25 protein-coding genes, 1 riboswitch and 1 other annotated feature are annotated in these 23,224 nt (G+C 43.7%); of the genes, 11 read left to right on the plus strand and 14 right to left on the minus strand.

Annotation, left to right across the window (positions count from 1 at the left end; all coding sequences use genetic code 11):
- Positions 1–281 precede the first annotated feature (281 nt).
- Complete coding sequence (locus UQW94_RS16890) at positions 282–419, plus strand: hypothetical protein (RefSeq protein ID WP_005378145.1); 138 nt, start codon at positions 282–284, stop codon at positions 417–419.
- Positions 420–504: 85 nt separating this feature from the next.
- On the opposite strand, the gene focA is transcribed toward UQW94_RS16890, so the two are convergent.
- Positions 505–1,365 (minus strand): formate transporter FocA, encoded by an 861-nt coding sequence (gene focA / locus UQW94_RS16895; RefSeq protein WP_005378146.1) that lies wholly within the window; start codon positions 1,363–1,365, stop codon positions 505–507.
- Positions 1,366–1,663: 298 nt separating this feature from the next.
- Here focA and UQW94_RS16900 point away from each other — a divergent pair, with 298 nt between their 5' ends.
- Positions 1,664–1,897, plus strand: coding sequence for a TIGR02647 family protein (locus UQW94_RS16900; RefSeq protein WP_005387662.1), 234 nt, complete (start codon positions 1,664–1,666; stop codon positions 1,895–1,897).
- Between the two features lie 66 nt (positions 1,898–1,963).
- Here the strand turns inward: UQW94_RS16900 and tnpA are convergent, their stop codons facing one another.
- Positions 1,964–2,398, minus strand: coding sequence for an IS200/IS605 family transposase (gene tnpA, locus UQW94_RS16905; protein ID WP_017633711.1), 435 nt, complete (start codon positions 2,396–2,398; stop codon positions 1,964–1,966).
- 156 nt (positions 2,399–2,554) lie between these two features.
- Entirely contained in the window at positions 2,555–3,001 is a 447-nt protein-coding gene (locus UQW94_RS16910; protein WP_042522041.1) for a PACE efflux transporter, read from the minus strand.
- A gap of 89 nt (positions 3,002–3,090) precedes the next feature.
- Here UQW94_RS16910 and UQW94_RS16915 point away from each other — a divergent pair, with 89 nt between their 5' ends.
- Genes UQW94_RS16915 through UQW94_RS16925 form a run of 3 tightly spaced genes read left to right on the plus strand, consistent with a single transcriptional unit; the run spans position 3,091 to position 5,450 of the window.
- Positions 3,091–3,969, plus strand: a complete 879-nt coding sequence (locus UQW94_RS16915) for a LysR family transcriptional regulator (RefSeq protein WP_137281859.1) — start codon at positions 3,091–3,093, stop codon at positions 3,967–3,969.
- A gap of 18 nt (positions 3,970–3,987) precedes the next feature.
- Positions 3,988–4,815 carry an NAD-dependent epimerase/dehydratase family protein gene (locus UQW94_RS16920; protein WP_064353801.1) on the plus strand — a complete coding sequence of 276 codons (828 nt, stop codon included), beginning with the start codon at positions 3,988–3,990 and terminating at the stop codon, positions 4,813–4,815.
- Positions 4,812–5,450, plus strand: a complete 639-nt coding sequence (locus tag UQW94_RS16925) for a YdcF family protein (RefSeq protein WP_258509588.1) — start codon at positions 4,812–4,814, stop codon at positions 5,448–5,450. The genes UQW94_RS16920 and UQW94_RS16925 overlap by 4 nt, the downstream gene beginning before the upstream one ends.
- Positions 5,451–5,511: 61 nt before the next feature.
- On the opposite strand, the gene UQW94_RS16930 is transcribed toward UQW94_RS16925, so the two are convergent.
- Together UQW94_RS16930 and cysS are read right to left on the minus strand one after the other, a co-directional pair.
- Positions 5,512–6,090, minus strand: a complete 579-nt coding sequence (locus tag UQW94_RS16930; protein ID WP_042522050.1) for a thymidine kinase — start codon at positions 6,088–6,090, stop codon at positions 5,512–5,514.
- A gap of 87 nt (positions 6,091–6,177) precedes the next feature.
- Positions 6,178–7,560, minus strand: coding sequence for a cysteine--tRNA ligase (cysS, locus tag UQW94_RS16935; RefSeq protein ID WP_033905095.1), 1,383 nt, complete (start codon positions 7,558–7,560; stop codon positions 6,178–6,180).
- A 202-nt stretch (positions 7,561–7,762) separates the two neighbouring features.
- Between cysS and UQW94_RS16940 the strand changes: the two genes are divergently transcribed.
- The 4 genes from UQW94_RS16940 to UQW94_RS16955 all read left to right on the plus strand — a co-directional run bounded on the left by UQW94_RS16940 (position 7,763) and on the right by UQW94_RS16955 (position 10,964).
- Positions 7,763–8,257 carry a peptidylprolyl isomerase gene (locus tag UQW94_RS16940; RefSeq protein ID WP_005378156.1) on the plus strand — a complete coding sequence of 165 codons (495 nt, stop codon included), beginning with the start codon at positions 7,763–7,765 and terminating at the stop codon, positions 8,255–8,257.
- 60 nt (positions 8,258–8,317) lie between these two features.
- The gene (lpxH, locus tag UQW94_RS16945) at positions 8,318–9,055 is read left to right on the plus strand and encodes a UDP-2,3-diacylglucosamine diphosphatase (protein ID WP_005389817.1); all 738 of its coding nucleotides are present in this window, start codon (positions 8,318–8,320) and stop codon (positions 9,053–9,055) included.
- A 98-nt stretch (positions 9,056–9,153) separates the two neighbouring features.
- Positions 9,154–10,368 carry an EAL and HDOD domain-containing protein gene (locus tag UQW94_RS16950; RefSeq protein ID WP_005378158.1) on the plus strand — a complete coding sequence of 405 codons (1,215 nt, stop codon included), beginning with the start codon at positions 9,154–9,156 and terminating at the stop codon, positions 10,366–10,368.
- An 80-nt stretch (positions 10,369–10,448) separates the two neighbouring features.
- Positions 10,449–10,964, plus strand: coding sequence for a YchJ family protein (locus UQW94_RS16955; protein WP_033905094.1), 516 nt, complete (start codon positions 10,449–10,451; stop codon positions 10,962–10,964).
- 275 nt (positions 10,965–11,239) lie between these two features.
- On the opposite strand, the gene hisIE is transcribed toward UQW94_RS16955, so the two are convergent.
- From hisIE to hisG, 8 genes are all read right to left on the minus strand, one after another.
- Positions 11,240–11,875, minus strand: coding sequence for a bifunctional phosphoribosyl-AMP cyclohydrolase/phosphoribosyl-ATP diphosphatase HisIE (gene hisIE / locus UQW94_RS16960; RefSeq protein ID WP_005533681.1), 636 nt, complete (start codon positions 11,873–11,875; stop codon positions 11,240–11,242).
- The gene (gene hisF / locus UQW94_RS16965; protein ID WP_004749837.1) at positions 11,872–12,645 is read right to left on the minus strand and encodes an imidazole glycerol phosphate synthase subunit HisF; all 774 of its coding nucleotides are present in this window, start codon (positions 12,643–12,645) and stop codon (positions 11,872–11,874) included. The genes hisIE and hisF overlap by 4 nt, the downstream gene beginning before the upstream one ends.
- On the minus strand, positions 12,627–13,364 hold the full coding sequence (gene hisA / locus UQW94_RS16970; RefSeq protein WP_182016147.1) for a 1-(5-phosphoribosyl)-5-[(5-phosphoribosylamino)methylideneamino]imidazole-4-carboxamide isomerase: 738 nt from the start codon (positions 13,362–13,364) through the stop codon (positions 12,627–12,629). The genes hisF and hisA overlap by 19 nt, the downstream gene beginning before the upstream one ends.
- Positions 13,365–13,376: 12 nt before the next feature.
- Positions 13,377–13,991, minus strand: a complete 615-nt coding sequence (hisH, locus tag UQW94_RS16975) for an imidazole glycerol phosphate synthase subunit HisH (RefSeq protein ID WP_322142426.1) — start codon at positions 13,989–13,991, stop codon at positions 13,377–13,379.
- 26 nt (positions 13,992–14,017) lie between these two features.
- The gene (gene hisB / locus UQW94_RS16980; protein WP_132936561.1) at positions 14,018–15,091 is read right to left on the minus strand and encodes a bifunctional histidinol-phosphatase/imidazoleglycerol-phosphate dehydratase HisB; all 1,074 of its coding nucleotides are present in this window, start codon (positions 15,089–15,091) and stop codon (positions 14,018–14,020) included.
- Between the two features lie 69 nt (positions 15,092–15,160).
- Positions 15,161–16,201, minus strand: a complete 1,041-nt coding sequence (hisC, locus tag UQW94_RS16985; RefSeq protein WP_322142427.1) for a histidinol-phosphate transaminase — start codon at positions 16,199–16,201, stop codon at positions 15,161–15,163.
- Between the two features lie 18 nt (positions 16,202–16,219).
- Positions 16,220–17,512, minus strand: coding sequence for a histidinol dehydrogenase (gene hisD / locus UQW94_RS16990; protein WP_033905089.1), 1,293 nt, complete (start codon positions 17,510–17,512; stop codon positions 16,220–16,222).
- Positions 17,513–17,517: 5 nt separating this feature from the next.
- Positions 17,518–18,414, minus strand: coding sequence for an ATP phosphoribosyltransferase (gene hisG, locus UQW94_RS16995; protein ID WP_005378180.1), 897 nt, complete (start codon positions 18,412–18,414; stop codon positions 17,518–17,520).
- Between the two features lie 53 nt (positions 18,415–18,467).
- Positions 18,468–18,605 (minus strand) — a sequence feature (His leader region).
- Between the two features lie 369 nt (positions 18,606–18,974).
- Here hisG and UQW94_RS17000 point away from each other — a divergent pair.
- Positions 18,975–19,928: a sigma-54 dependent transcriptional regulator gene (locus UQW94_RS17000; RefSeq protein ID WP_322142428.1), complete on the plus strand. Its 954-nt coding sequence runs from the start codon at positions 18,975–18,977 to the stop codon at positions 19,926–19,928.
- A gap of 324 nt (positions 19,929–20,252) precedes the next feature.
- On the opposite strand, the gene tet(35) is transcribed toward UQW94_RS17000, so the two are convergent.
- On the minus strand, positions 20,253–21,854 hold the full coding sequence (tet(35), locus tag UQW94_RS17005; RefSeq protein WP_213871566.1) for a tetracycline efflux Na+/H+ antiporter family transporter Tet(35): 1,602 nt from the start codon (positions 21,852–21,854) through the stop codon (positions 20,253–20,255).
- Between the two features lie 109 nt (positions 21,855–21,963).
- Positions 21,964–22,146, minus strand: a riboswitch (Lysine riboswitch).
- A 582-nt stretch (positions 22,147–22,728) separates the two neighbouring features.
- Here tet(35) and UQW94_RS17010 point away from each other — a divergent pair.
- Positions 22,729–23,136 carry an H-NS family nucleoid-associated regulatory protein gene (locus UQW94_RS17010; protein ID WP_005378185.1) on the plus strand — a complete coding sequence of 136 codons (408 nt, stop codon included), beginning with the start codon at positions 22,729–22,731 and terminating at the stop codon, positions 23,134–23,136.
- Positions 23,137–23,224: the final 88 nt, after the last annotated feature.

A 23,224-nucleotide genomic window follows, 5' to 3' on the forward strand; every position in this document is an offset into this window, starting at 1 on the left:
ACTATTCTTCGAGCACTCATCAAGACGCTTTCAGATGAAAAGTCAGGCAGAATTCTTTTTGATATAAGCTTCTAATTTTATGAAATTTTCTTTGCAAGTTTAGATACGCACGACCTTTGATACAGGTTATCCACAGAAAATGTGGATAAGCCCCCAAACCCCATACGCAACCAGAAACATAGCAACATAAGTGATCAATCGAATCGTCATGCATTGATCACGTGACTGACATGTTCTAATTTTAGAGTAAAGGCAGTGACCACAAACTTGGAGATACGTACATGGATGTCTTAATGATCAAAGAAAATTACGATGAACTCCTGTCCGATGCACCTCTGGATTGGCTCGTTCAAGAACCAAAGGAAGTAACTTCTCATTGGCTCCCAACCGATTTTGGCATCAACGAAGAGTTGATTTAGCATGACTCGACTTATTTGACACTTGCAGAGACAAATAAAAAGAAAGGCGAACCATCTGGTTCGCCTTTCTTGTGATCTTCTAAACTTATCGCAAATGGTTATCTTCGTCGCGTAGATAAATCATCCAATACCACATGCCAACAAATACGCCACCACCAATAATGTTTCCTATCGTAACAGGAATTAGGTTGTTTACGATGAACCCCATCATGTTTAAGTCCGCGTAGTTTGCAATATCTGCCCCTGTCATTTGCCAAAACGCTTCTGGCGCAAAGTACTTAATACCAATCGCCATAGGTACTTGGAACATGTTCGCAATACAGTGCTCAAAACCTGCCGACACGAACATAGCCACAGGCAAAATCATGACCGCTATTTTGTCAGTTAATGTACGTCCACTAAACGTCATCCAAACAGCAATACACACCAGCACGTTACACATGATGCCAAGCGCAACAGCAGCAAAGAAACCATGGTGCAATTTGTGTTGAGAGATCGCCATCGCGTTGAGACCAACTTGGCCATGATCAAACATATATTGCTTGGTAACTAGCATACAGGCCACGAGCAAAATGGCCCCAACCATATTGCCAAAGTAAACCACCAACCAGTTTTTGATAAGTGCTTGCCAAGAGATTTTTCCACTCGCACGCGCAACTAGTGTCAGCACAGAGCTAGTGAAAAGCTCGCCGCCAGTAACCACCACCAAAATCAAACCAAGGCTAAATGCCAGACCACCAATGAGTCGTGTAATGCCCCAAGGCAGCTCGCCTGCGCCTGTCGTTACTGTGGTATAGAAGATGAAAGCAATACCAATATGAAGCCCCGCAGAAATGGCGAGCAGAAAAGATTTGATTGGAGCTTTCGTTGCTTTGCCTACCCCCACTTCAGCCGCGCGTTCCGCAGCTTGTGGCGGTAATAGTGAGTCAAACTGATTAAAGTTCATTCTGGTGTAACATTTAGAAACATTTAAAGAGGCGCGGATAATCGCTCTATTTCCCTATTTTTTCAAGTGCTATTTGGCGTGTTTACTAAAATCGTTGTTATTGGGAGATCAAGCAATAAATAGCGCCTATCATTCGCTACCGTAAGTATCATTGATACTTAACAAGTATTCGACCTTTCGAACAAAGATCCTGCGTTATATCAGCCTGATAGCGCCGTACTTAACACTTCTTGTCGTTGAATGTTGCCCAACGCTACTTTTCAGACTAGCTTGGTAAAAAAGCGCAAAGGAATCATTTATGAAATATTCAGCTGAACATATCGCCGAATTGAATCTACTTCTTCAGTTCGACCTAAGTAGTGCTGCAACTGGTATTAAAGTTCATACAGACGCGTCAGAAGAAATGCAGGCAGCCGTTGCTCGTCTATATAAGAAGCAACTTTGTACACAGCCTGACGGTGGTTATCTAACAGACGAAGGCATTGAAGTTGCAGAACATGCAGATAAGATTTTAAGAGTTTTGTCTGTGTAATTTGAGTAAATTACCACCTTCTAAAGAAGGTGGCTTTGTGTGAGCCCCCTAAAAGGGGGCCTTTGTTTAGTCCAGCGCCAATTGCTGCTGCTCTACTCGCTCTTGCTTCTCTTGATGTCTTACATATCGGCGTATTATTTCTTCATTGATTCCAACACTATCGACAAAATAGCCTCTTTGCCAAAAGTGATTACCCCAAAGCCTGTTCTTCCTAAGGTGAGGAAACTTGCTAAATAGCTTTAAGGCTATTTTGCCTTTCAATACCCCCATCAACTTGGATATCGAAAGCTTTGGTGGGACCTTTACAACTAAATGTACGTGGTCAACTTGTACGTTTAGCTCTACGACTTCACATCCAAGTTGATTACAGTAAACATAAATACATCGATAAACTTCTTTACCTATATTGTTCTTCAAGATCCTAAATCGATACTTTGGCGTCCACACTATATGGTATTGACAACGCCAAAATACGTGGGAAGCTTGATTGTATCTACTCATGTTATTTGTCCTCTTTGACTTCTGGAAAAATCAAAGACGCATTTAGCATGAGTAGTTTTACAGGCAAAGCCGAAACGGATGATAACCACCTACTGAAGTAGGTGGTTTAGGGCTGAAAACAAAAAACGCCACCGAACTCGGTGGCGTTTTTTAGTCCTATATTTTTCCTGTCGATGCCTGTGGCAATAATCGCTTTTTCATTTTGCTAAATGGTTGAACCTTGTCATACAACCAGTTAAAACCAGTGGCATAAAATAGGAAGAAAACGAGGAAGCCGGCTTCCAGCATTAGAGCTTGAAGAAGCGTAATTTCTAAGAACCAGGCAATCACAGGTAGAGAGATAAAGATTAATCCTCCCTCGAAACCAATAGTGTGTCCAAGCCGCATCGCTAAACTTCGCTCAGCTCGATTGTCACCAAACCACTTATCAAAGTACAAGTTGTAGATGTAGTTCCATATCACGGTATACATGCTCAACCCGACCCCAACCAACGCAAGATCACTAGAGCCCTTTCCAGTGATCAATGAAGCCGCTGGTACAATAATCGCGAGTGCGATTAACTCAAAAAGTACTGCATGAAAAATTCGTTCGTTACGAGTCATATTTCTCTGTCCAAATAGTTCTACTCAATGCTTAGAATTTTATCTATTATTTAGATAACCAAAAGTTAGATAACATCGGTTTAAGCGATATGTTTACCATCGAACAACTGCAAGCTTTTATTGCTACATCAGAAGCAGGATCATTTTCAGGAGCAGCTAGAAAACTGGGGCGAGCTCAATCTGTAGTGAGCCAGCACATCATGAATATGGAGATCGACTGTGGCGTTGAGCTTTTTGATCGATCAGGCAGGTACCCTAAATTAACTGAGAATGGCCTCGCGCTCGTACCTTATGCACAAGCAACAATCAGCCAACTCGACCGCCTAAACAATAGGGCATCACAGCTCTTTTCCACGCCAACGAACAAATTAGTCTTAGCTATTGATGAAGGGATTCCTCTGACTCGCTTGCCGGATGTGCTAAAGAAGTTAGAGCAACGCTTTCCACACTTACAAGTTGAATGCTTAACGGCATCAAGCCCTGATATCATTGAATTGGTTAAGTCGGAACGCGCCACGACTGGGATTATTTTGAGTGATTTACAAATGCCAAGGCACATCGATTTCACCAATCTTGGCAATATTGCATTTGATGTCTATGTTTCTTCAACACATCCTTTAGCAAAGCAGAAAATCACTCACATTGATCAATTAAAACAACATCGTCAATTGGTCATACGATCCAAAAGTGCAGAGCCATGTGGCCTCAATCAAGCATTTAGCCCAGATATCTGGTACGCTGATAACTACTATATTTTGTTGGAATTGGCGAATAAAGGGTTTGGTTGGTGCTTTCTACCACAGCATTTAGTCGCGTATTCACCTAATACATTAGAAAAAGTTGGGGATGATTTCACAAAACTGGCTTGGCAAGTCAATGTTGACCTTATTCAGCACCAGAAATGGCATTCAGATCCCCTCCATCAACAAGCTAAAGCAGAACTGCTCAACCTATTCGGGCAGACATAAGTAAGTAGGAAGACCCAAATGGCAAATACATTGATCGTAGGTGCAGGCTGGCTCGGAACTCCGCTAGCAGAAACATTGATGAAAGATGGACACTATGTTGTCGTCACTCGTCGTAGCCAAACTCGATTAAAAGAGTTACCCACCTCATTAACTCACTCCGCATTGTTCGATTTCAATCAATTGAACGCCACAGCACGGCTAGATGAGCTGCTCAAACAGCATCAAATTACGCACGTTATCGGTGCTTTTCCTCCAGGATTTCGTAAAGGACGCGGTCAAGAATATGCCCAGCAATGGCAAATACTTGCCAACGCAGCTAAGCAAAACAACGTTGAAAAACTTCTCATGATCAGCTCTACCACGGTTTACCCTAACCTTGCTTCCGATATGGAAGAAGCTGACGCGTCACTCTCTTTAGCAGCCGAAAGCCCTTATTTCTCTGACAATGCACGTATTATGCTTCAAGCAGAGCAGCATGTTATCGACTCGAATATTAGCTTTGTTATTCTACGTTGTAGCGGATTAATCGGGCCAGATAGACACCCATCTCGCTTTGCTGCAAGGCTTCAACAAGTTAGTCGTAAAGCACCAGCTAATATGCTTCATCAAGATGATGCTGTCTCGGCTGCGAAATTTGCCTTAGGCAATTTAAGCAACCAAGTCATTAATGTTACGACACCTCATACTGTCAGCAAGGCTGAGTTCTACCAAGCTGCCATAAACAAAATCGGAAGTGAGATACCTCTTCCACCCGTCACAGAGCAAGCTGACAAGCGTATTCTTGCTGACAAACTACTCTCACTTGGTTATCGATTTCACTTCAATTCAACTTTGGATGCGCTATGAGACTCTATAGACATATAGAAACGCTTTGGGATTACATGCAACTCAAACATGAACTGAAACCTGCGGACTGTTTGTTTGTGATGTGCAGTAATGATGTGCGTGTAGCGGAGCACGCTGCCAAGCTCTACCACCAAAAGTTGGCACCTTTGATTGTATTTTCAGGGGGTCAAGGTCGCTTCACAGATGGACTGTTTGAAAAAAGCGAGGCAGAAACCTTTGCCGAGATTGCAAAGTTGTCGGGCGTTCCAAGTGAAGCAATTTTGCTCGAAACTGAATCCACAAACAGTGGAGAAAATGTTCGCTTTACTGAGCAACGATTAAAAGAGGAAGGAAAACAGTGTTCCTCGTTTATTCTGGTACAAAAACCGTTTATGGAGCGTAGAGCAATCGCGACATTTGAAAAACAGTGGCAGTCACCCTACACTCAGCTCCAAGTAAGCTCTGCGGCTCTTCCATTTTTTGAATACATTAATGAAGACATGCCATTAATGATGGTGCTAGAAGCACTAATAGAAGATTTCTCTCGCGTAAAAAGCTATCCAGAGAAAGGATTTCAAACCGAGCAGAACATCCCTCAGCAAGTCGAATCTTCTTACCAGGCTTTACTCGAGCGATTTGGTTTTGACTTAGTCTAGCTTTTTCTAACCGACAAACAAAAAGCCACCAAGTACGGTGGCTTTTCTATATCAATACGGCTTATTTACCGAGCGCTTCTTTGTAATGTTGGCGGCATACGGAGACATACTTATCGTTACCGCCGATCGCAACTTGATCGCCTTCTTTAATTGCCACGCCGTGTTCATCGGTACGAATAACCATATTCGCTTTGCGGCCACAATGGCAGATTGTTTTGAGCTCAACCAGCTTGTCTGCCCAAGATAATAGATACTTACTGCCTTCAAAAAGTTCGCCTAGAAAATCGGTGCGAAGGCCGTAACACAATACTGGAATATGCAACTTATCAACGACTTCAGTAAGTTGATAAACTTGTTCTTTCGACAAGAACTGACACTCATCAACAAGAATACAGTGACGTTTTTCAACCTCATTCAGATCTGCGATCTCTTGATACAAATTGGTATCCTGACGAAATAAATGTGCGTCAGATTGAAGACCAATACGAGAGCTCACTTTACCGACACCAAAACGATCATCTAGCGCAGCCGTAAAAATAACTGGCGTCATGCCGCGTTCTTGATAGTTGAAAGAGGATTGAAGAAGCGTTGTTGATTTACCCGCATTCATTGCTGAGTAATAGAAATACATCTGAGCCACAGAGCATTACCTAAAGTTAAAGTTTTAATTTATGGAAATGGAAAATAAAAGGGCTGAATTATCAGCCCTTTAAAAATGAAAATTCAATTACTTACGACGCCACGTTGTGCCTTCTGGACCATCTTCCAGAACAATGCCCATTTCGGTCAGCTTGTCACGAGCCATATCTGCATTCGCCCAATCTTTCGAAGCACGAGAGTCGTTACGCAGCTTGATCAGAGCTTCGATTTCAGCCACTTCATCATCGTTACCCGCATCACCTTTTAGGAAGGCTTCAGGATCTTGGTGAAGAATACCGATCACGTCAGCTAGTTCACGCATTAGCGCACCGAGTTCGCTCGCTTTCTCTAGGTTTTCTGTTTTCAGACGGTTAACTTCTCGCGCCATGTCGAACAGAACTGAGTACGCTTCTGGTGTGTTGAAGTCATCGTTCATCGCTGCAGTGAAGCGAGATACGTACTCTTCACCACCAGCAGGCGCCGCGTTTAGGTCTAAACCACGTAGAGATGTGTACAGGCGCTCAAGCGAAGCACGTGCTTGGTTTAGGTTATCTTCGCTGTAGTTTAACTGGCTACGGTAATGACCAGACATTAGGAAGTAACGCACTGTTTCAGCATCGTAGTGACCAAGAACGTCACGGATAGTAAAGAAGTTACCTAGAGATTTAGACATCTTCTCACGGTCTACCATTACCATGCCGCTGTGCATCCATGTGTTCACGTATTGTGTATCGTGTGCACAGCATGATTGTGCGATTTCATTTTCGTGGTGTGGGAACTGAAGGTCAGAACCGCCGCCGTGAATGTCGAAGTGGTTACCTAGGATTGAAGAGTTCATTGCTGAACACTCTATGTGCCAACCTGGACGACCAGGACCCCATGGTGACTCCCACGTTGGTTCACCCGGCTTAGACATCTTCCAAAGTACAAAGTCTAGAGGGCTGCGTTTTGCTGTTTCGATATCAACGCGCGCGCCAGCTTGAAGCTGATCAAGGTCTTGCTTAGAAAGCTTGCCGTATTCGTTGAACTTACCCACTTCAAACATTACGTCACCGTTATCTGCAACGTATGCAAAACCGCGCTCGATTAGCTTCTCAACCAATTCGATGATTTCAGCAATAAACTGTGTCGCACGAGGTTCAACGTCCGGACGTTTCATGTTCAGCGCATCAAAATCAGCGTGCATTTCACCAATCAAACGCTCAGTCAATGAATCGCAAGACTCACCATTTTCTGCGGCACGTTTGATGATCTTATCGTCGATATCTGTGATGTTACGTACAAACGTCAGATCATAGCCCAAGTAGCGAAGGTAACGTGATACAACGTCAAAAGAGACGAAAGTACGACCGTGACCAATGTGACAGAGATCGTAGATGGTAACTCCACAGACATACATACCGACTTTGCCAGCTGTAATTGGTTTGAATTCCTCTTTCTGTCTTGTGAGTGTGTTATATATCTTTAACATGATCTCTATCTATGATTGTGAATGAATAAAAGAAGATGAGTATATCAACTCCAACCTAGTTAGGTAATAGCAATTAACCGATAAAACGATAATCGGCTAAACTTCAAGCACAAAACGAAGAATTTCCTCTTCCTGAGTTTTTAAAGCACTAGAACTTAGGCTAGAATCTCGGGCTCAACACAACACAGTAAAGGAAAGTAGCATGATCACCCTTCACACTAATTTTGGTGACATCAAGATTCAACTAAACGAAGAGAAAGCGCCAGAGACAAGCGCAAACTTCCTTCAGTACTGCCGCGACGGTTTCTACGACAACACGCTTTTCCACCGTGTTATTGACGGCTTCATGATCCAAGGTGGTGGTATGGAGTCTGGTCTACGTGAAAAAGCGACTCGTGCACCTATCAAGAACGAAGCAAACAACGGCCTAAGCAACAAAGTGGGTACACTTGCTATGGCACGTACTATGGAGCCGCATTCAGCAAGCTCTCAGTTCTTCATCAACGTAAACAACAACACATTCCTAGACTTCCGTAGCGAAAGCCTAGACGGTTGGGGTTACTGTGTGTTCGGTGAAGTAATCGAAGGCATGGACATCGTAAATAAGATCAAAGGCGTTAGCACTGGTTCTTACGGCATGCACCAAGACGTACCTCTAGAAGACGTAGTAATCACTGGTACAACAATTGAAGAGTAATTCTTAGGAATTATTTTTAAAAGATAAGTTAATGGGGAGGCATAGCTTCCCCTTATTTCTATGACGACATTATTTATTTCCGATCTTCACCTTACCCCATCACGTCCTGATATCACGGAATGTTTTGTGACGTTCATGCGAACAGAAGCAACAAAAGCTGATGCACTTTATGTACTCGGCGATCTGTTTGAGTTCTGGATTGGTGACGATGACAACACCCCTTTTGCAGACCAAATCCGTGCAGAATTTAAAGCACTGACGGATGCGGGTGTGCCAACTTTTTTCATCCAAGGCAATCGAGATTTTTTACTCGGCAAACGCTTTTGCAAAGAAACCGGTATGACATTACTCGACGATGTCTGCACGATTGATCTTTATGGTCAAAAAGCCGTAATCCTACATGGCGATACGCTCTGCATTGACGATGTGAAATACCAAGAGTTTAGAAAAACCGTTCACAAGCCATGGCTACAATGGTTGTTTAACCGTATTCCTTGGTTCATTAAGAAGAAAATTGTCTCAAAAGTTCAATCCGATATTCGTGATGATAAAATGAGCAAGTCATTAGATATCATGGACGTCAACCAAAATGAGGTCGAGAAAGTGATGTCTCAGAACTGCGTCAACTTAATGATTCATGGTCACACACATCGCCCGAACACACATTTTTTTGACGTCGATGGCGTTAAAAAGACCCGAATTGTTTTAGGGGATTGGTATACGCAAGGCTCAGTTTTAAAAGTAAATTCTGATAGTTTTGACCTACAAACGAGACCGTTCATACAGAATTTGCGTTAAGCATGTAGAGCGTGTAGAAGATTCACGCTCAAGTCGTAGATATTTTGTAAAAAATCGCTATTATCATAATACTAAGTTAAACAGAACGAAGTACCTAATTGAAGTATTCTTACGTAGCTCGCCAACCGATTCTGGATAGAGAAAAACGAACCATAGGTTACGAACTCCTCTTTCGAGACGGCCCTAAAAATACCTTCCCTGAAGTAGAACCAGAGCTGGCTACTAGTCGACTGCTATCCGATCATTTTTTGTCGACGCATTACAACACATTAGGAAACAAACTTGGCTTTGTTAACTTTCCGCATCAAAGCTTGGTGAACTTGGTCCCAACTTTGTTCCCTAAAGAATCTCTCGTCATTGAAGTCCTTGAAGACTGCGAACCGACAGAAGAACTGTTAGAAGCCATCAAGCACCTTCATGAGTGCGGATACAAAATTGCTCTGGATGATTTTGTTCCGACGAAAGCTTGGAAGCGTTTTCTTCCATACGTTTCCATGATCAAGTTTGATATTAGACTTGTGCCGATCAAGAAAGCTGCCATTTTTATTCAGGCGTTGAGCCCATTTAAAATCGACTTTCTTGCGGAAAAGGTAGAGACCTATGAAGAGTTTGAGCAAGCTCTAGAAGCCGGTTTTAACTATTTTCAAGGGTATTTTTTTAGCAAACCTGAGATGATCCAGAAAAAACGGTTGAACCCCGCGTTTCTTACCGTCATCCAACTTTGTAAAGAGATTGCTGATAAGCCCATCGACTTCAATGAGGTTGAACGTCTGTTTTCGATTGATGTGACGCTGTCATACAAGCTGCTTACTTACGTAAATTCAGGATATACATTAACGACTAAGATCAAATCGTTCAGACAGGCGCTTATTTATCTGGGTGAAGAGCGACTACGACGCTTTATTTCCTTAGTTGCGATTGCGTCCGTTCAAGAAGATAAACCTGACTCTCTTTACTCTTTAGCGATTCAGCGTGCACGAATGTGTGAACTGTTACTTAGTCAAATGAACACTAGGTATGACCCTGGGCAGGCTTTTTTGACAGGCATGTTTTCTTTACTCGGATCTTTGCTCGATCAACCGCTCTCGGATGTCATTGAAGATATCCCCGTTGACGAAGATATAAAACTCGCATTAACCAGTCGAAAAGGCGTACTTGGTCACTTACTTTCGATGACGATCGCCTACGAACAAGCGGACTGGGAGTTAGCCGAGCGATATTGCACCGTTCTTAAATTAACCGAACCTCAATTAGCAGACGCTTTTAATCAATCGACGGAATGGGCTCAAGAACTGCTGTCTCAAACGCCCTAAATCGCTATAATGCCTCACCTCCAGCCTCGCAATTGTGAGGTTGTTTGTTTTTACCGCTTAATTAATCGAGATTTCATTTTATGGCTTCTTCTTGCCCTTGCGGATCTAACCGCACCTACCAACAGTGTTGTGAAATTGCCCACAATAACCACGCTGACGTCACCACTCCAGAGCAGTTAATGCGCTCTCGTTACAGTGCGCATGTGTTAGGTCTAGTCGATTACGTGGTGAACACGTACCACCCAAGCTGTAATGCAGAAGAGCAACGTGAAGACATTGCCCAATCTATCGACAGCGATTGGTGCAAACTTGAAGTTGTAAAAACAGAAGCTGGCAGTAATGACAATGAAGGCTTTGTAGAGTTTAGCGCTTATTTTGATGAAGACGGCAAACGCTACTGCATGACAGAGCGTTCTCGCTTTGTAAAAGAAAATGGGCTTTGGTACTACATTGACGGCACGTTTCCAGAAGAAGAGCTAGAAGAAGAACCAGAACAAGATCCTCGCCTAAACCAACCAGTGAGTAGCCTAAAAGTAGGTCGTAACGACCCGTGTATCTGTGGAAGCGGTAAGAAATTTAAGAAGTGTTGTGGGTAAGATCATCCACTCCTAGCTTATTGAGCTCGATTTAATTGGATTCTTGACTTCGCCTAGGTTCGTTGGAGTGACGTTAATATATGTACCTATTTGAAGTAAATAACTCTACTGCAAGTACCATTAGAAAATATACCGTCATTCTGAACAGCGAGGGACGAGCGTGATTCAGAATCTAATCGCCACCAGCACTGTTGCCGGTTTTTGCCCCGAATCAAGAACACTAAAGTAAAAAGCCCCTAGGCTCGAGAGCATAGGGGCTTTCACTTATCGCAAGCTTACTTATGACGCTCTTTCAGTTTGTTCACTACGTCATTCATCGATAAGCCTTGGTCTTGAAGCAATACCATTAAGTGGTAAATCAAATCCGCAGATTCACACACTAACTCCGCCTTATCGCCCGACGTCGCCGCAAGCGCGACTTCAACGCCTTCTTCGCCCACTTTTTGCGAAATACGCTTGGTGCCACGGGCATAAAGACTGGCAGTATAAGAGGAATCTGGGTCGGCACTCTTGCGGGCAGCCAATAGCTGCTCAAGTTGATGAAGCCACACCATTTGTGACTCCTCTTGAGGGTCCACATCCCAGCAAGTTGTGTTACCCAAGTGACACGTAGGACCAATGGGATTCACTTTCACCAGCAGCGTATCGTTATCGCAATCGAGCTGCATGTTCACCAATTGCAATACGTTGCCAGAAGTCTCACCTTTCGTCCAAAGACGCTGCTTGGTACGAGAGAAAAACGTCACTTGACCTGTTTCGCCCGTTTTTGCCAACGCATCTTGGTTCATATAACCCATCATCAGCACTTGGCTTGATTGGAAATCTTGTACGATAGCAGGTACCAGACCATCCACCTTTTCCCAGTTGATTCGCTCAGCTAGCGAACTTACTTCGGCGGCTTTCACACTCATAGTCGTACCTCAATGCCTTGTTGTTTCAAATACTGCTTTAGTTCACCAATATTGATGACTTGTTTGTGGAATACCGATGCGGCAAGCGCGCCATCCACATTTGCTTTTTGGTAGGCTTCTGCGAAATGCTCCATAGCACCTGCCCCACCCGATGCAATCAATGGCACGTTACACACTTCACGCACCATGTTAAGTTGTTCAATATCGTAACCGTTACGTACGCCGTCTTGGTTCATCATGTTCAGTACGATTTCACCAGCGCCACGCTTTTGTACTTCTTGCACCCAATCACGTGTTTCCCATTGAGTTGCTTTGGTGCGTTCTTCATCGCCAGTAAACTGGTAAACCTGATACTTGCCTGTCTCTTTGTCGTAGTATGAATCGATACCAACGACGATACATTGCACACCAAACTTATCAGCAAGGTCAGTAATCAGTTGCGGGTTAGCCAATGCAGGTGAGTTAATAGACACTTTGTCTGCACCAAACTCAAGAATGCGCGCTGCATCTTCCGCTGATTTAATACCACCAGCGACACAGAAGGGAATATCAATCACTTCAGCAACGCGAGCGACCCAACTTTTGTCAACGACACGCCCATCACTTGAAGCGGTAATATCGTAGAACACAAGCTCGTCAGCGCCTTCTTCCGCATAACGCTGTGCCAGAGGAACGATGTCGCCAATGATCTCGTGATTGCGGAACTGAACGCCCTTTACCACTTGTCCATCACGGACATCAAGACATGGAATTATTCGCTTTGCCAGCATGCAAATGCCTCCTCTGCTGTGAACTTACCATCTAACAGCGCGCGACCAACAATCACGCCAGCCACACCGCTGCCTTTTAGTGCTTCGATATCCGCTAATGAGCCGATGCCGCCTGAAGATTGGAACTGCACTTGTGGGTACTGTTTACATAGGTCGACATAAAGCTCTACGTTTGAGCCTTCTAGCGTACCGTCACGAGAAATGTCCGTACAAAGCACGTGCTGCAAACCTACCGTCAGGTAATCGTTGATCAGAGCTTCGATAGTCACGCCTGAATCTTCTTGCCAACCAGAGATCGCTACTTTACGTGTGCCGTCTTGGTCGATGTTGATGTCTAGCGCGAGAACGATTTTCTCCGAGCCGTATTTTTCCATCCAACCTTTCACAAGCTCTGGCTGTTTTACTGCTGTAGAACCAACAACAACACGCTGAGCACCGGCTTCTAACAGATCAATAACGTCTTGCTCTGTACGCACACCACCACCGATTTGGATGTTTGCTGGTGTACTTGCTAGTAGCTTTGCAATCAAATCAAGCTGGCGTGCTGTCGTGTCTTTCGCGCCAGTTAAATCCACCAAGTGCAACCAGTTAGCACCTGCTTGGTGGTACAAGTTGAACTGCTCTGCTGGGTCGACTTTGTACTCGGTTACTTGGCCGTAATCACCTTGATAAAGGCGAACCACCTGTCCTTCAATTAAATCAAGAGCTGGAATAATCACACTAAATCCCTATTATAATTCTAAGAAGTTTTGAATAAGCTTCGCGCCCGCTTTTGAAGAACGCTCAGGGTGGAATTGCACGCCGTAGTAGTTACCGCTTTGTACTGCTGCTGTGAACGGGTTGCCGTATTCACATTCCGCAATCGTGTAATTTCCAACAGGCATCGCAAAGCTGTGCACGAAGTAGAAGTACTCACCTTCTTCAATACCTTTGAAAAGTGGGTTACCTGCTTTTGCAGACACTGTATTCCACCCCATATGCGGCAGCGGTAAATCGCCGGTTTGTAACAACTTCACTTCGCCATCACAAAGTCCAAGACACTCAACTAACTCGTCGGCTTTCTGCCCTTTCTCTTGAGACACTTTGCCCAAAAGTTGCATGCCTAAACAGATACCCAACAGCGGCTTCTCTACCTGTTTTACTAAACTGATCAGGTCACGCTCTTCTAGGTTTTTCATCGCTTCGCTGGCGGTTCCCACACCCGGTAGGAATAGCTTGTCAGCCGATAATACGACTTGCGGATCTTTTGAAATCGTTACGTCATATCCTAGGCGTTCAATGGCAAACTTCACCGAAGAAACGTTGGCACAGCCAGTATCGATAATGACAACTTTCTGTTCTGTCACTGTTTTTCTCCTTGTTAAGGTTAGCCTTAAAGCACGCCTTTACTACTTGGTAGCTCAGTGCCTTCTACTTTGATTGCTTGGCGCAAAGTACGGCCAAACGCTTTAAATAGGCTTTCAATGATGTGGTGATCATTGTTGCCCGCAGAAGAAAGGTGCAACGTACATGCTAATGTGTCAGTCAGAGAGCGGAAGAAGTGAACCACCATCTCTGTTGAAAGATCACCCACTTGCTCACGGCTGAATTGCGCGTCGAACTTAAGGTAAGGACGACCAGACAGATCTAGTGCACATTGTGCCAAACACTCATCCATTGGCAGGCTAAAGCCAAAGCGACCAATACCACGCTTGTCACCTAGTGCTTCTTTCAGCGCTTGACCCAACGCAAGAGCGGTGTCTTCTACCGTATGGTGATCATCAATGTGTAGGTCACCTTCCACCTTGCACACCATTTGGAACCCGCCGTGCGTCGCGATTTGATCCAGCATGTGGTCGAAGAAACCAAGACCAGTTGAGATGTCATTGCCGCCATGCTCATCAAGGTTAACTAATACTTTGATGTCTGTTTCTTTTGTGGTGCGGACCACTTCAGCCACGCGCGCTTTCACCGTCAGATCTTTCAGGATCTGTTTCCAACCCATGGTTTCTGGGTTGTATTGAATGCCACGAATTGCCATGTTTTCTGCAAGTTGAAGATCGGTTTGACGATCGCCAATCACAACAGAGTTTTGGAAATCCACTTTGCCACCTTGAAGGTACTCTTTTACCAAGCCCAATTTAGGCTTACGGCAAGAGCAGTTGTCTTCATCAAAGTGAGGACAAATCAGTACGTCATCGAACTTCACACCTTGAGACTCAAAGATCTCCATCATCATGTTGTGCGGTGCATCAAAATCAGCTTGTGGGTAGCTGTCTGTACCCAAACCATCTTGGTTCGTGACCATCACTAGGCGGTATCCTGCATCCTGCAACGACAACAGGCTTGGGATAACAAATGGTTCCAGTTTTAGTTTATCTAAACGGTCTACTTGAAAATCAATCGGCGGCTCGACAATTAAGGTGCCATCACGATCAATAAAAAGGATTTTTTGTTGTTTGCTCACTCGAACTTCCTTATTGCTATTCTTTTGGCGCTCCCGCTATTGAGCGAGAGCGATAAATTCTGTCTCTATTTATGCGTAGTAGTTTCTGATAAATCCAAGCGTTTTTTCGCACTCGTCACGGTTACCCACACTGATACGCACACAGTTTTCAATTGGCGAGTTACGCAAAATAATGCCCGTATCCCAAGCCGCTTTGAAAAGGTCATCGCCATCTGGGAATTTCACCAATAGGTAGTTCCCCCACCCTTCAAACACTTCCAAACCCGGAATCATTGAAAGGCCAACTTGCAAGTAAGCACGGTTTGCATTCAAATCGAGAACTTGAAACTTCGCTCGTGCTAAACCAGCTTCCGAAAGCGCCTGAGTCGCAATTTCTGCCACTGGAACTGGGACTGGGTAAGGTGCGATAACTTTAAGAAGTACATTAATCAGCTCTTCGTTCGCAAGCGTAAATCCACAACGCAGACCTGCAAGCGCAAAAGCTTTCGACAGAGTACGCAGAATCGCAAGATTCGGGTATTGCGCCAGTAGGTCTACCGTTGACGCTTCTGGACAAAAATCGATGTACGCTTCATCCATCACCACGATTGCACGGTCTTTTGTCATCTCAAGCAGAGACACAATGTCCTCACGCTTAACCAAGTTACCCGTTGGGTTGTTTGGCGAACATACAAAAACCAGTTTCACGTTATCCAGATTAGCTTCGATGCCTGCAAGGTCTAGTTGCCAATCTGACGTTAGCGGCACGGTTTTGCGCTCTACACCGATGGTTTCTGCACTGATGGCGTACATACCGTAAGTTGGTGGGCAGTAAAGAATCGCATCTTCATCCGGCTCACAGAATGCACGAATTAATAACTCAATACCTTCGTCTGCGCCGCGAGAAGTCAGTGTTTGTTCTGGTTTCACACCCGCATACGCTGCGTAAGCGGAAATCAGTTCTTTCGGTTGGCATTCGCTGTAACGATTAAGACGAGCAAAGTCTGTTTTGTATTCATTGTTAAATGGTGATTCGTTGGCATTTAGCCATACGTCACCCGTACCACCGATTCGGCGAGCCGACATATAAGGGGTAAGCTGTTGGACTTGTTTACGCGCTAGCTTTTCCATCTCATTACTCTCTTATTCTTACTTACTTGCTAATTTTTCTACGCGGATAGTAACAGCACGTTTGTGAGCGTCCAGACCTTCCGCTTCAGCCATCGTGACTACCGTTGGTGCAAGGTTCTTTAAACCATCAGCAGAAAGCTCCTGAACCGTCATTCGTTTAGAGAAATCCGCCAAACCTAAGCTTGAATAAGTACGTGTGTAACCGTAAGTAGGAAGGACGTGGTTAGTCCCCGATGCGTAATCTCCCGCAGATTCAGGCGACCAATCCCCAAGGAAGATAGAGCCTGCATTATCAAGTAGAGGTAGAAGCTCACGAGGGTTCTTAGTCTGAACAATCAAGTGCTCAGGACCGTAGTAATTGGAAATAGAAACTGACTGCGTCATCGACTCGGAAATAATGATCAAGCTTGATGCCAGAGCCTTTTCTGCGATGTCTGCACGAGATAGCTCCTTAAGCTGACGTTGAACCGCATCCGTCACTTGATCAGCAATCACAGGAGAAGGAGTCACCAATACCACTTGAGAATCAGGACCGTGTTCCGCTTGGCTCAAAAGATCCGCAGCGATAAAGTCTGCATCTGCGGTTTCATCGGCAATCACAAGCACTTCTGATGGCCCTGCTGGCATATCAATCGCAGCACCACGGAAATCATTACTTACCTGACGTTTTGCTTCGGTCACGTAAGCGTTGCCCGGACCAAAGATCTTATCTACTTTCGATACAGTCTCGGTGCCATAAGCCATTGCAGCAACTGCTTGGCCACCACCGACGTTATACACCTCATCAATGCCACACAGTTTCGCGACATAAAGGATCTCATCAGCGATTGGGGGTGGAGAACAAAGAACGACTTTACGACAACCTGCAATTTTTGCAGGAACGCCGAGCATCAAAACAGTCGATGGCAAAGGCGCACTGCCACCAGGAATGTACAAACCCACTTTTTGAATTGGGCGTGTTACTTGTTCACAAAGGACACCTGGCTGGGTTTCCACCTTGATCGGTTGCGGCTTTTGCGCTTTGTGGAACTTAGAAATATTGGCGTAAGCTTGCTCTAGTGCGCTCTTCATTGACTCTGACAAACGCTCTGACGCTGCCTTAATTTCCTGAGAAGAAACACGAATGGATTCAGGCTTAACACGGTCAAACTTTTCTGTCAGCTCAATAAGAGCAGAGTCACCTTCTTCTCGAACTTTAGCAATAACTTCGGCCACAGCAGTGGTGATATTGGCACCTTCTGCAATAGCAGGGCGCTCCAAAATAGAGTCTTGCTGATTCTCACTTAATGATTGCCAAACGACTGTTCTCATGATGCTTACTCCATCATTTTTTCAATTGGTAGAACAAGAATTGAACTTGCGCCCAACTCTTTCAGCTGTTCCATTGTTTCCCAGAACAGGTTTTCAGAACTCACCAAGTGAACAGCCATTTTCTGCTTATCTGCAGAAAGAGGAAGAACAGTTGGATCTTCAGCACCTGGCAGTAGTGCTTTAATTTGATCTAACTTCTCTGCTGGGGCGTGAAGCATAATGTACTTAGATTCTTTTGCTTGTTGTACGCCTTGCATGCGAGTTAACAGCTTTTCGATTAGCGCCACTTTGTCTGCGTCGAACTCACCTGTGCGTTGAATCAATGTCGCTTTTGATTTGAAGATAATTTCAGCTTCTTTAAGGCCGTTCGCTTCCAGTGTTGCACCTGTAGAAACCAAATCAGCGATAGCATCAGCGAGACCCGCGCGAGGAGCAACTTCTACAGAGCCTGTCAGCATACATGTAGAGAATGGAACGCCGGCTTCATCCATGTACGCTTTTAGAAGTTGAGGATACGTTGTAGCAATACGCTTGCCAGCTAAGTCTTGTGGACCGTTGTACTCTTCGTCCTTGTCGATTGCGATAGATAAACGACAGCCACCAAAATCAAGTCGACGAAGCTGAACAAACTCGCAGGGTTCACCTAATGCTTTGCGGTCAAGGCGAACTTCTTCTAGTTCATTTTCGCCAATAAAGCCAAGGTCAACCACGCCATCCATAATTAAACCTGGGATGTCGTCGTCACGAACCAAGAGTAAATCAATTGGCATATTTTCAGAATGGACAACTAAACGCTCGCCCATTACGTTGAACTTTACGCCGCACTGTTTTAGTAGAGCTTGACTCTCTTTGCTAAGACGACCTTTTTTCTGAATTGCGATTCTTAAACGTTGTGTTTGCATTGCTTTGTCCCTATGCAAGATTTTGATATCTAAGTATTTTTCAAACTAATAAAACTAAAAAACCCTCGGGAGATTGAAGTCTCCCGAGGGTTTAAAATCTGCTTTTACTTTGATTTTACCTCCGGGAGTTTCCTGCCTCCCGGGTATGCGTACATCGCCCGAAAGACTAGATTGGGTGATGATGGTGATGAATATTCATTACAAAATTACGCATACTTATTTAAGGCTCTTTTTGAGTTGCTTTGTTAGTAACCACACTAACTAAGGATTCTATATTTTTCAATACTCAATTGAATATTTTCTAAATATTTTTCACAAGACATTGATTTAAATGAAATTAAATTCTTTTCCATATGGAATACTCTGGTGGAAAGAACACCTCCAATCAGCTCTACTCTGACGAAGAAAGCGAAGAATAGTATGAATATTCACCAAAACAACTATTTAGACCGTACCCAACCCATTAATTGACACTTTTCTCAATAAAGAGACAGCAACTCACGTTTGAGACAAGTCATTCAAAACTATTATTAGAGTGGGGCAAAAAATAGTGATTAACAATGAAACTGCGTAACGGTAGTAATAAACAAGCTGTAGATTTCGACGATATGGCACTATACCCGTTGATCGGCAATAGTGCCTGTATCCAAGAACTTCGTACTGCAATACAAAAGTACGCTCAATGTGATGCTGAAGTCCTCATTCAGGGTGAAACTGGTGTTGGGAAAGGTCTTTGCGCTCGCCTTATTCATCAATTGTCGAACAGACACTCAGCACCTTTTGTGGAAGTCAACTGTGGAGCCATTCCAAGTGGTCTTATTGCATCCGAGCTTTTCGGCCATGAAAAAGGAGCATTTACAGGCGCAATCTCAGAGCGTATAGGTTTTATTCAAAAGGCACATAAAGGCACCCTATTTCTTGATGAAATTGGTGACATGCCACCAGACTTACAAATCCACCTCCTTCACTTTTTGGAGAGTAAACAAATCCATAAAGTCGGAGCGGATAAATTCATTGACGTGGACTGTAGGGTCATTGCAGCAAGCCACGTGGATTTGAAAAATGAGGTCGTACAAGGAGGATTTCGTGAAGATCTATTCTATCGGCTTAATATATTGCCATTAACTATCCCTCCACTGAGAAAGCGTGGAAAAGACATTATTATTTTATCTGAACACTTCCTAGCAGATCTGTCTCATGGTCAGGTACAAAAAATGTCTGATAAGGTAAAAGCCAAGCTCCTCAAACATCGTTGGCCAGGCAACGTAAGAGAACTGCGTAATGTCATCCAACGAGCAATTGTCATGTGTGAAGATCACACGCTTCTCGTCGCTGACTTGGGCCTTGATAACAATGAGAGGCAATTGCTCCCTTCTGTGGACCAAATTGATCTCGACTACCTACTGCAAGCTATCGAAGAAAATAAACACAATATGAGTGCGGCTGCACGTCATCTCGGCATTTCAAGAACAACGCTTTATCGATTAATAAAGAAATACAACTTAAATGTTTAAATACTGTATAGGTGTAACGTAACACTGTGTAACAGGTAACTCTTTAGATATCATTTAGTTAACTCTGCATCGCAACCATGCGTATTTTGCTGTATTAAAAATCAAAAGCTTAAAATGGGCATAGTCTTTGCTTAGAACTAAGAAGAAGATGGATTGCTTTTCCATTACAGCCCATCAAGGAGAGCTCGGTACACAAACAATTCGCTCTTAACACGAGACTTTTATCCCCAAAAACGCGATTGCCCCCCTCACCTAAGTCGCGTTAAAAAAAAGCTCCGCTAAATTAGCGGAGCTTCCCTCTGTAACGAATCTATTCAAAACAACTTACGCACTCTGGCAAGACGCTATTTTAGACTTTGAAAGCCATGACAAAATAGCGCAAACGATAACGAATGTTATCGACGCTGCAATGAACGAAAACGCAATTGAAGCAGTCATACCAAGGGCAATAAAGCCGACGCATGAAACAAGCGCGACTGATAATGCATAAGGTAGCTGTGTTGATACGTGATCAATGTGGTTACAACGTGCACCCGTCGATGACAGGATAGTCGTATCTGAGATTGGTGAACAATGGTCACCGAATACCGCACCAGCTAAAACCGCACTCAGCATCGGTAGCATTAGCGCTACGTCTGTTGCGCCAGCCATGTCTCCAGCGATTGGAAGCATGATGCCGAACGTACCCCATGAAGTACCTGTTGAGAACGCCATCAGGCCAGACAACAAGAATAGGATAACTGGTAGCCAGTGCGGGTTAATGTTGCCCTGCGCCATTGTCGAAAGGTAAGTACCAGTCTTCATATCACCGATAACAGAACCAATGGTCCAGGCAAATACTAAGATTAGAATCGCACCAAACATAGACTTAGCACCAATCCAAAGTGTACGTGTGATCTCAGCCATTGGTAGACCTTGCTTCACAACAGTAAACAGTGCAACTGCTAAGCCAAGCAAGCTACCGTAGATTAGTGATGTACCTACATCTGTATTTTCAAAAGCACCAAGAAGCGCAAATTCTTTACCATCAGCAGCCAATGCTTGGCCACCCGTGTAAAGCATTGAAGCGATAGTCGCGATAATCAGCGTTACGATAGGAAGTATCAAATCTGACACTTTACCCTTTTCACTTTCACGGATATCTAGCTCTTCGTTTAGGTCATGCGCTTCTTGCGAGTCATTTTCTTTATCTTTATCAAAGCCACGACCTTGCGATGCAGAGATCTCATGCTCACGCATTTTACCAATATCAAGACCAAACCACGCAACAGCGAACACCATTAGCAGCGCAAAAACGGCGTAGAAGTTCATTGGGATAAGACGAACATATGCGCCAAGAGCCGAATACTCTGTGATCCCATGTGAGACTAAGATCCCGCCAATAATAGTAATAATGTAAGCCCCCCAGCTAGAAGCAGGCATAATTACACACATTGGAGCAGCGGTTGAGTCTAGAATGTACGCAAGCTTAGCGCGAGACACATAAAAGCGATCGGTTACTGGGCGAGAGATCGCACCAACAGCAAGGCTATTAAAGTAATCATCGACAAAAATGAATACGCCTAAAAAGGCGGCAAGAAGTTTGGAGCCGCGTTTACTCTTCACTCGAGATTGTGCCCATTCAGCAAAAGCACGAGTACCGCCAGATAGCGTTAATAAAGCTGTTGTCATACCTAATAAGATTAGGAAACCAACAATGCTCATGTTCCAAGTGTTAATTCCGCCATCTTCAATAAAGACAGAAGAAACTTGAGAACTGACGTAACCTGCGGTGTCGCTGATAGACCAGCTATTAAGTAGCACCGCACCTAGCACGATACCTACACCCAAGGAAACTAATACACGTCGAGTCAAAATCGCCAAAGTCAAAGCGACAATAGGTGGCAACAATGAAACAGGAGAACTAGAAAAATCTATTAAATTCATGATCTTCAAAAACCAAAGTTTGGCTAGAGATCTACTGCAGACAAGTCACGTAGCATACGATACGTGCTCATGTTGAACTTAGCGACAGGGAAGCGAACACTCCACCCAACCCTACAGTAGCGCTCCATAGTTTAATGTGAATATATACTATGGCAGTGTTGTTCCTTTCAGATACAACCCCAGCAAGTAACTTTGATGAGTTACTTACTTCGGCAATCTTCGCCTTCCACTATTATTCATTGGCATCACCCCAATAATAGCTACTCTTCGAGACCGCGCCTCTACGGCAACAACAAACAATTAACCACTAACTGTACAAATTAACAACAAATTGTCTGCAATATTGCATCAGGTGGCAGCCATTGTACTTATGATGAGAGTCAATGCAACACATCAAACTAAATTAAACAAATAAATAATGACTGAGATAATTTATAAACCTTGCCTACTTCCATAAGTTTTGTGCAACTGAAATCACATCAATCATGTTATTTATGAAACATTATTACTACCTTAGAAATATCATGGTTTATCTTATATCAATAAATTAAGGATATATGACACAGCATTAAAGATGGATGCTTCATATTTTTAAGTAATAACTCAAATTTTTTTATAAAAAACCAAGCTGTCACTCTCTCTATACAATAATGATTGTTGATTTTAGTTCTCATCTAATAATGATTTATTTCGAGTGTAATAATATTAATTGCTTTAAAAAATAGTCAAATTTAAACAAAATCTTGATTTAGCATTTGCACATAAGGAAAAGATAAAGTTAAATATAAGGACTCTTTGTTTATTTATAGATTGGCATTATTTAATCGTAACGATAAAAAGTGCCCAACACATTAACCTTTTAATAGGAATCGTTATGTCAGAGCTGACTAAAACCCTTCTAAATATCCGTAGCCTTCGTGCATTTTCTCGTGAGCTGACTCTAGAACAATTGGAAGAAGCTCTAGATAAACTCACTACTGTCGTAGATGAGCGTCGTGAAGCAGAAGAAGCAGAACGCGCAGCACAAGCAGAGCAAGAAGCTAAGCTTGCAGAGATTGCTGAGAAAATCGCTCAAGACGGTATTGACGTAGAAGCACTTATTACTGCGCTATCTGGCGAAACTAAGACGAAAGGCAAAGCGAAGCGCGCACCTCGCCCTGCTAAATACAAATACACAGATTCAAACGGTAATGAGAAAACTTGGACTGGCCAAGGTCGTACACCTTCGGCGATTCAAGAGCAACTTGATGCAGGTAAATCTCTGGATGAGTTCCTAATCTAAATCCGTGCTATTTTTAAAAGGCTCCCATAGGGAGCCTTTTTTATTTAAACCATTACAAATAAAAAAGGCACATTTCTTAATGTGCCTT

Origin of the sequence: Vibrio sp. PBL-C16 (assembly GCF_034321865.1) — a bacterium.
Lineage (GTDB): Bacteria > Pseudomonadota > Gammaproteobacteria > Enterobacterales > Vibrionaceae > Vibrio > Vibrio alginolyticus.

What these genes read in the sequence shown, in the direction of transcription:
- UQW94_RS16890 (WP_005378145.1), top strand. Translation starts at nt 282, where the DNA reads ATGGATGTCTTAATGATCAAAGAAAATTACGATGAACTCCTGTCCGAT.
- focA (WP_005378146.1), bottom strand. Translation starts at nt 1,365, where the DNA reads ATGAACTTTAATCAGTTTGACTCACTATTACCGCCACAAGCTGCGGAA.
- UQW94_RS16900 (WP_005387662.1), top strand. Translation starts at nt 1,664, where the DNA reads ATGAAATATTCAGCTGAACATATCGCCGAATTGAATCTACTTCTTCAG.
- tnpA (WP_017633711.1), bottom strand. Translation starts at nt 2,398, where the DNA reads ATGAGTAGATACAATCAAGCTTCCCACGTATTTTGGCGTTGTCAATAC.
- UQW94_RS16910 (WP_042522041.1), bottom strand. Translation starts at nt 3,001, where the DNA reads ATGACTCGTAACGAACGAATTTTTCATGCAGTACTTTTTGAGTTAATC.
- UQW94_RS16915 (WP_137281859.1), top strand. Translation starts at nt 3,091, where the DNA reads ATGTTTACCATCGAACAACTGCAAGCTTTTATTGCTACATCAGAAGCA.
- UQW94_RS16920 (WP_064353801.1), top strand. Translation starts at nt 3,988, where the DNA reads ATGGCAAATACATTGATCGTAGGTGCAGGCTGGCTCGGAACTCCGCTA.
- UQW94_RS16925 (WP_258509588.1), top strand. Translation starts at nt 4,812, where the DNA reads ATGAGACTCTATAGACATATAGAAACGCTTTGGGATTACATGCAACTC.
- cysS (WP_033905095.1), bottom strand. Translation starts at nt 7,560, where the DNA reads ATGTTAAAGATATATAACACACTCACAAGACAGAAAGAGGAATTCAAA.
- UQW94_RS16940 (WP_005378156.1), top strand. Translation starts at nt 7,763, where the DNA reads ATGATCACCCTTCACACTAATTTTGGTGACATCAAGATTCAACTAAAC.
- lpxH (WP_005389817.1), top strand. Translation starts at nt 8,318, where the DNA reads ATGACGACATTATTTATTTCCGATCTTCACCTTACCCCATCACGTCCT.
- UQW94_RS16955 (WP_033905094.1), top strand. Translation starts at nt 10,449, where the DNA reads ATGGCTTCTTCTTGCCCTTGCGGATCTAACCGCACCTACCAACAGTGT.
- hisIE (WP_005533681.1), bottom strand. Translation starts at nt 11,875, where the DNA reads ATGAGTGTGAAAGCCGCCGAAGTAAGTTCGCTAGCTGAGCGAATCAAC.
- hisF (WP_004749837.1), bottom strand. Translation starts at nt 12,645, where the DNA reads ATGCTGGCAAAGCGAATAATTCCATGTCTTGATGTCCGTGATGGACAA.
- hisC (WP_322142427.1), bottom strand. Translation starts at nt 16,201, where the DNA reads ATGGAAAAGCTAGCGCGTAAACAAGTCCAACAGCTTACCCCTTATATG.
- hisD (WP_033905089.1), bottom strand. Translation starts at nt 17,512, where the DNA reads ATGAGAACAGTCGTTTGGCAATCATTAAGTGAGAATCAGCAAGACTCT.
- hisG (WP_005378180.1), bottom strand. Translation starts at nt 18,414, where the DNA reads ATGCAAACACAACGTTTAAGAATCGCAATTCAGAAAAAAGGTCGTCTT.
- UQW94_RS17000 (WP_322142428.1), top strand. Translation starts at nt 18,975, where the DNA reads ATGAAACTGCGTAACGGTAGTAATAAACAAGCTGTAGATTTCGACGAT.
- UQW94_RS17010 (WP_005378185.1), top strand. Translation starts at nt 22,729, where the DNA reads ATGTCAGAGCTGACTAAAACCCTTCTAAATATCCGTAGCCTTCGTGCA.